We start from the raw sequence: 7,155 nt of genomic DNA on the forward strand, positions 1-7,155 counted from the left end.
TCATATAAGACGGGAGCACCTTGGCTAACTCATCTCTTACCTGTGCGAGCTTCACTTCCGTGTCTGCTGTTACATAAGCACACAGATACTTTTCTTCATTTTTGCTGGTTCTGTCTACCACAACTGCCTCTTTGACAGCTTTTTGCTTTAAGAGTTGCTGTTCAATCTCTCCGAGCTCAATACGGAATCCTCTAATTTTAATCTGCTGGTCTTGTCTGCCCAAATATTCGATGCTGCCATCAGGCCGCATTCTCCCGAGGTCACCCGTTTTATACATTCGGGTCCCTTCTAGGAAGGGATTAGTAACAAACTTCTCCTCTGTAAGATTCTTATTATGCAAGTATCCCTTTGCCAATCCCATACCGCTGATGCAGATTTCACCCGGCACGCCTATCGGAGTAACCTCATGCGCAGAGTCAACTATATAGATCTTTGTATTTGTGACGGGTCTTCCAATCAGACTATACACACCCTCACGAAGATTTCTTACATCCATGTAGTGCGCAATGCAGCCAATTGTGCTCTCCGTTGGTCCGTAATGATTCATGAATTTAACCCAAGGACATTCTTTTGCAACCTTCAACACATGATTAACATTTAACCGCTCCCCGCCAAGGATAATTGTCTTCAGGTCTCTGCAGGAGCTCCAACCGGCTTCGTTATCCATTAGTGTTGAGAATAAACTTGGAGTCATTTTCAAGTAGCTGATCCCTGTCTGCTGCACGTACTTCAATAATGCAGGCGGATTAAGATAGCCTTCTTTTGGAATGATATGCAATACTCCTCCACAGAGCAGTGCAGGAAAGATACTGGTATAGCATAAATCAAAGCTATACTTTGAGGTAATAAGCGATCTGCTGGAAGAATCAAGGTTCAATTCACGGATAACCCAACCGGAGTAATTGACTAAAGATTGATTCAGAATGCTTACTCCCTTGGGATTCCCTGTTGTTCCGGAAGTATAGATAACATATACCTCATCCTTCAAGTCATAACTGCTGTGCAGATTGCTGCTTACCTGTCCTGCAAATAAGCTCTCGTCCTCAATGTCAAGGCATTCAATGTCAACATTCAGCATTTGAATGAGGTTCGAGGTAGAGATTAGCAGGTCTGCCTGGCTATCCTTGAGAATATTAGCGATCCTGGTGCCTGGTGCCTCCTCATCTATAGGCAAAAAGGAGCTGCCGGCCTTTAAAACTCCTAAAATCGCTACCAGCATATTCTCTGACGGCTCAAGCAGCAAAGCGCAAATACTATGATGTCCTATTCCTTGCCCGAGCAATGTTCTAGCCAGACGATTTGCTTTTTCATTCAACTCTTTATAAGTAAGCTGCCGGCCTTGATAAACTATTGCCACCTGATTAGGTGAATTCTCGGCTTGCTCCTGAAAAAGCTGCTGCAGGCTTTTATCCACTAAATATTCTGAATTTGTATTATTGTACGTGCTTAATATCTTATCTCGCTCCTGACCCGCAATTCCACGGATGCCGCCCAGCCTGATGCCGGGGTCTGCAGCAATACTGTCGATGATATGGCTTAAATTACGGCTAACCAGCTCAACCATTGCTTCGTCGTAGATATAACCGTTATAGGTGAATTCGAAGGTCAACTGTTCGCCAGGGAGTACTACGACTCCAAAGTCATAATGAGTTTGCTCAAATGCCCCGATTCCGGTGATACCAAGTACAGCTCTGCTGTCCCCGATTTCTGCCACATGCTCAAGCGGATAGTTTTCATAGACCACAAGATGATTAATGAGCTTATCCTTCATGCCGGTTAATGCTTGTATATCTGCCAGTGAGCTATAACCATAAGAATTACTAGCTTCATTCAAATCATGTTCAAGCTGCTGCGCGAGTGCCAGGAATGATGTTGTTTCCCCTCCTCTCACTCTTAGCGGCACTGCATTAATGAACAAGCCTACCATCTTATCAATATCTTTAATGCCAGCTTGCCGTCCGGAGATAATCGTACCGAACACAACATCCTCTGAACGGTTATATTTTTGCAGTAATACTCCCCAGGCTGCCTGAATAATTGAATTTAAGGTTATCCGGTTCTTTTCGGCCGCCTCTTTCAGCTTGGAGGTTGCTTCCCTGCTAAGCTGAAGGGAGGTTTTTCTTTGCCGGTAGCCTTCAGTCTCCCTGCTCATATGGAAATGTGGAATTTCAGCACCATGCTCATAGCCCTCAAGATACCGGCCCCAATAGTGTAATGCCGCTTCTTTATCTTGTTGCTCCAACCACTTCAGATACTTGCTGTACGGTTCTGTTGAATCCAGGATTACCTCCCGGCACGAACATAACGCGTTATAAATTTCTGCCGCCTCTTTCATCAATAAGCCTGTGCACCAGCCGTCCATAATAATATGATGGAAGCTGTAGAGAAGCTGGTACTTCCGGCGGCTGATTTTGATGACTGATACACGAACCAGGCAATCGTTAGTTAAGTCAAAGCCTTTGGCTCTATCCTCATTCTTGAACTGATCCAGGAACCTGTCTTTATCCTTCTCATCAAGCTGGCTAATGTCCTCATAATGTACACTTATCGTGCGTTCCTTCATTACGGCCTGCTTGGAATAACTTAACTCCTTGTAGAAGAAGGCGGTCCGCAGAATTTCATGTTGTTCAATCAGCTTATTGAGGGCTGTATGCAAATGAGCCAGATTAAGCCTTCCTTCAAGAGTGAATACAAGCTGTTCAAAATAGGCCTGAGAGTGAGGATCAAGCAGAAGGTGATAGAGCATTCCCTCTTGCATAGGAGTAAGCGAGTGGATCTTCTCAACTTGTTCTCCACTAGAGATGATAACAGCCAGATCCTCCATGGTTAATTCCTTATCTCCATAATCCGACGGAGTTTTCTCTGTATGCTCACGGGCTTCACAATGCTCGATAACTGCTGTTAGATACTTCAAGTAATTTTCGGCAAGTCTCTCAATGGTCTCATATTTAAATTCTTCTGTACTATAGTTAAATACAAATTTTAATTGTCCGTCTATAATTAGACCATTGATTTCTATAGCATTTAGCTTCTGATTAGCTAAAGAGACACCCCTGCCGCATGAGAGTCCGGAATGTCTGAACGTCGCCAGCCCGGCAGGATCAGCGAACTCACCCAGGTAATTAAAGCTAATATCAGGTTTCAGTTTAAACTGGATACCCCCTTTAAGCTCCGGGTTGGTCAAATATTTAAGTACCCCATACCCGGTTCCTTTATTGGGTATTCCTCTTAAATATTCCTTGGTGTACTTTATACAAGCTGACATATTATCACTATGAGTCATATCCAGGACTACCGGATACATAGAGGTAAACCAGCCGATAGTCCGGTCTATAGAAATATCTTCAACCAGCTCTTCGCGGCCATGGCCTTCAAGATTGAATGACACAAGATTGATTCCAGCCCAATTTTTCACCGCTATCCCCAATGCACAGAGTAAAAGATCATTAATTTGTGTGTTGTAGGCAGCATTTGTTTTTCTCAGCAGCTTTTCTGTGCTTTCTTTTGAAAAACATATCGTAATATCCTGGCTTGCACCAAAAGTGCTTTCTTTGGCCTCATAATCTCTGGTGATTTTTGTGGCTTGTGCATTTTCAATTTTCTCCCAATACGGGAGCTCCCTCAGTATAGTTCTGCTATTTGCAACCGATGCAAGCTTACTTGTCCATTCTCTGTAGGAAGCCGTTTTTGCCGGCAGTTTAATCTCCTTTCCCTGTAGAGCACATCCATATGCGTTCTCCAGATCTTCAAGCAGAATTCTCCATGATACTCCATCTATTACCATATGGTGGATGGTGATTAGCAGTTGATCGCCAAGCATGGTTCTAAATAGTCCCAGTCTTATTAAGATACCTTCCTCCAAATTCATTCCCTGCTGGATTTGATTCGCTAAGTTCTCTATCGTATTCGTGTAATTCAGATCTTCTCTTAAGTCGTAGATATCCAGCCTGTAAGCATTTGGGGACTGATCAATTCCTCTATTCATTTGTGTTATGCCGTCTTGTCCTGCCGGGTATATCATGCGAAGGGCATCATGATGATGAATCACTTCTCTGAATGCGGTACGCAGCACTTCTTCCTCTACCCCGCCCTGGACTGCAAACATAAATGATTGGTTAAAATGGTTTTGTTCTGTAAACCTGCATTCCAGGAACCAACGCTGAATTGGCGAGAATTCCGCTTCTCCTTCAACAGGTCTTTGATCAACCTCTGTTGTACAGTTATGAATATGTCTGCTTAATTCTTTTATAGTCGGGTACTGCAGGATATTTCTCGCTTCGAGACGCAGATTATGCTGCTGAAGTCTTGAGACCAGCATAATTGACTTGATGGAGTCGCCGCCCAGATCATAGTAATTGTCATTAATCCCGATCCGCTCAACTCTCAGAATATCCTCCCATACATTAATTAATATTTCTTCTGCAGTTGTTCTCGGTGCTTCCCATTCCCTAACCGTTGAATCCATAAGCTTCATCTTATCCAGCGCGTTCCTGTCAACCTTGCCATTCGGAGTTACTGGAATGTTATCCAACTGGAGGATATAAGCAGGTATCATATACGACGGAAGTACCTTCATTAATTCCTCTTTTAGCTCTGCTGCTGATCGTTCCAGATCTGCAACGATATATGCGCATAGGAAGTGGTTTCCGTAATCATCGGTCCTGGCCGTAACGACTGCCTCACGTATAGCCTTCATATTTTGTAACTTGCTTTCAATTTCGGCTGTCTCTACTCTGTACCCCCTAATTTTCACCTGATTATCGATTCTTCCTAAATATTGAATGTTTCCATCAGGCAGCCATTTAGCCAAATCTCCGGTTTTATACATTTTTGTTCCAGGATGATAAGGATTATCCACAAACTTCTCCCGGGTCAGATCCGCTCTGTTTAGATACCCTCTTGCTAATGAAGCACCTGAAATACACATCTCACCGGGAACTCCAACCGGCACCAGCATATTATACGGATCGAGAATATATATATCTGTGTTTGCAACAGGTTTTCCAATCGGTATATTTTTGTAGTCTCTATCAACAATAAAGCTCGTAGTCACTACTGTGTTTTCAGTTGGCCCATAATTATTTATTAAGTCATAGGTCTGTCTTCTATATTTCTTAAGCTTATCCGCTCCCGTCAGCAGCTTGCGGAGAGACTTATTCTCCGCCTCCAGAAATTGCTCACATATCTGCGTAGGAAGAAAGCTGATTGTGATTCCCTGTTCATCATAGAAACGGTTAAGCTCAGCAATATCCAGCATAATGGACGGGTTCACTATATAGATTGAAGCTCCCGCTATAAGATAAGGGAATATTTCCCACACTGATGCATCGAAGCCAAAGCCGGCATACTTCGTAGCTTTATCTTTTTCAGTGACACTATAATATTCATTATGCCAAGAGCATAAGTTAATAAGTGCATGATGCTCAACCATGACTCCTTTGGGATTTCCCGTTGTTCCTGAAGTGTAGATTACATAAGCCAGATGGTTGGCATCACCTCTGGACTCCAGATGACTTACCTTCCGGTTATACAGATTACTATCTTCAAGATCAATAACTGAAACTCCATCGGCTACATCCCAGTTGGGCTGTTGATGAGTCAGGACAACTGCAGCGCAGCTGTCTTGTAACATATATCTTATACGTTCCTCCGGATACTCCGGATCAATCGGCAGATACGCCGCTCCGGCCTTCAAAATGCCCATAACACCTATTATCATCTTTAGTGAAGGCTGCGCCATAATGCCTATGATAGAATCCTTCTCCAGCATGTATGTTCTAAGTACGCTGGCCAAGCTATTGGCCTGCTCATTAAGCTCTTTATAGGTAAGCGTCTGATCTCCGTACACAACGGCAAACCGATCTGGAGTTCTCTCCACCTGCTCCTCGAATAACTCATGAATCGTCTTACCCTTGGAATAGTCTCGGGATGTACCATTGAATACGTTTAACAGTAATTGTTTCTCTTCACTACTAACCATATCGAGCCTTCCAAGCTCTTGATACGGGTTAACAACTGCCTCTGCTAAAAGACGTTTATAGTGCTCTCCCATTTGCTCCACTGTAGCCTGGTCAAACAAGCTGCTGGAATATTCTAAACTAAAGGATAGGTTTCCGTCAGTCTCTTTCGCTGTTAAAGTCAGGTCAAACATCGCTACCTTCAAATCCGGCTCTGTAACCTTTATTCCATGAGCAATCTCACCCTGGGCGAACCCGTAATCTTTGCTCTCAAAAGCAAACATGACGTCAAACAACGGATTTCTGCTGGTATCCTTTTGTAAATTCAACAGATCCAAAAGGTTCTCATAAGGATAGACAGCATGCTCGAAGTCTGCCAGGGTATGCTGTTTGATTTCCTTCAGGAACTCCCGGAACGTTCTGTCTCCTGCCGGGTAATTTCTCAGTGCTACCGTATTTACGAACATGCCCATCATGTCCTGGAGTTCACTGTGTGATCTTCCTGACTCCACTGTTCCTACAATGATGTCTTCCTGCCCGGTATATTTCCATAACAGCACATTGTACACGGCAAGCAGCACCATGTAGAGCGTGGTCCCCGTGTCCCGGGCCACCTGCAGCAACGCAGCAGTTAACTCCGCTCCTGCCTCAAAGTGTATCCGGCTTCCCTCGAATTGCTTCACCCGGGGTCTTTCCTTATCTGTCTGCAGATTTAGTAGCGGCAGCTCTCCGGATAACCGTTCCAGCCAATAGCTCTCCTCTTTGCTCAGAGCCTCTTGCCCGTTCAGATGCTTCTGCCACTCCGAATAATCCTTGAATTGAAATGGTGGAGACTCAAGCAGCTTCCCTTCATACAGCGCCTTGAATTCGTGGATCAATATCCCGCTAGAAATACCATCCATGACAATATGATGAATATCCAGGATCAGAATGGACTTCGCTTCTCCGCATTGGAGCAGCCGGGCTCTTAATAATGGTGCCTGGCTCAGGTCGAACGGGGACACAGCCCTGCAGATGGCAGCTTCTGCGTCTGCCTCAGACACTCCCCTGCTGGTGAAGTCCAGCTTCCAGCTGTCATTGATATACTGGACCACTTCTCCGTTCACCACTCCGAAATGGGTGCGCAGCACTTCATGCCGCTGCACGATTTCCTTCAAGACTCCTTCAGTCCGTACCGCATCCAGCGCCTCTTCAAACT

The 7,155-nt window shown here is 44.5% G+C and carries 1 protein-coding gene; it reads right to left on the reverse strand.

Going from position 1 to position 7,155, the window contains the following annotated elements:
* Positions 1-7,155 (reverse strand): non-ribosomal peptide synthetase (locus tag C162_RS25660; protein WP_036699236.1); only part of this gene is annotated, 7,155 nt, incomplete at both ends.

The organism is Paenibacillus sp. FSL R7-269, assembly GCF_000517865.1.
Classification (GTDB): Bacteria; Bacillota; Bacilli; order Paenibacillales; family Paenibacillaceae; genus Paenibacillus_AQ.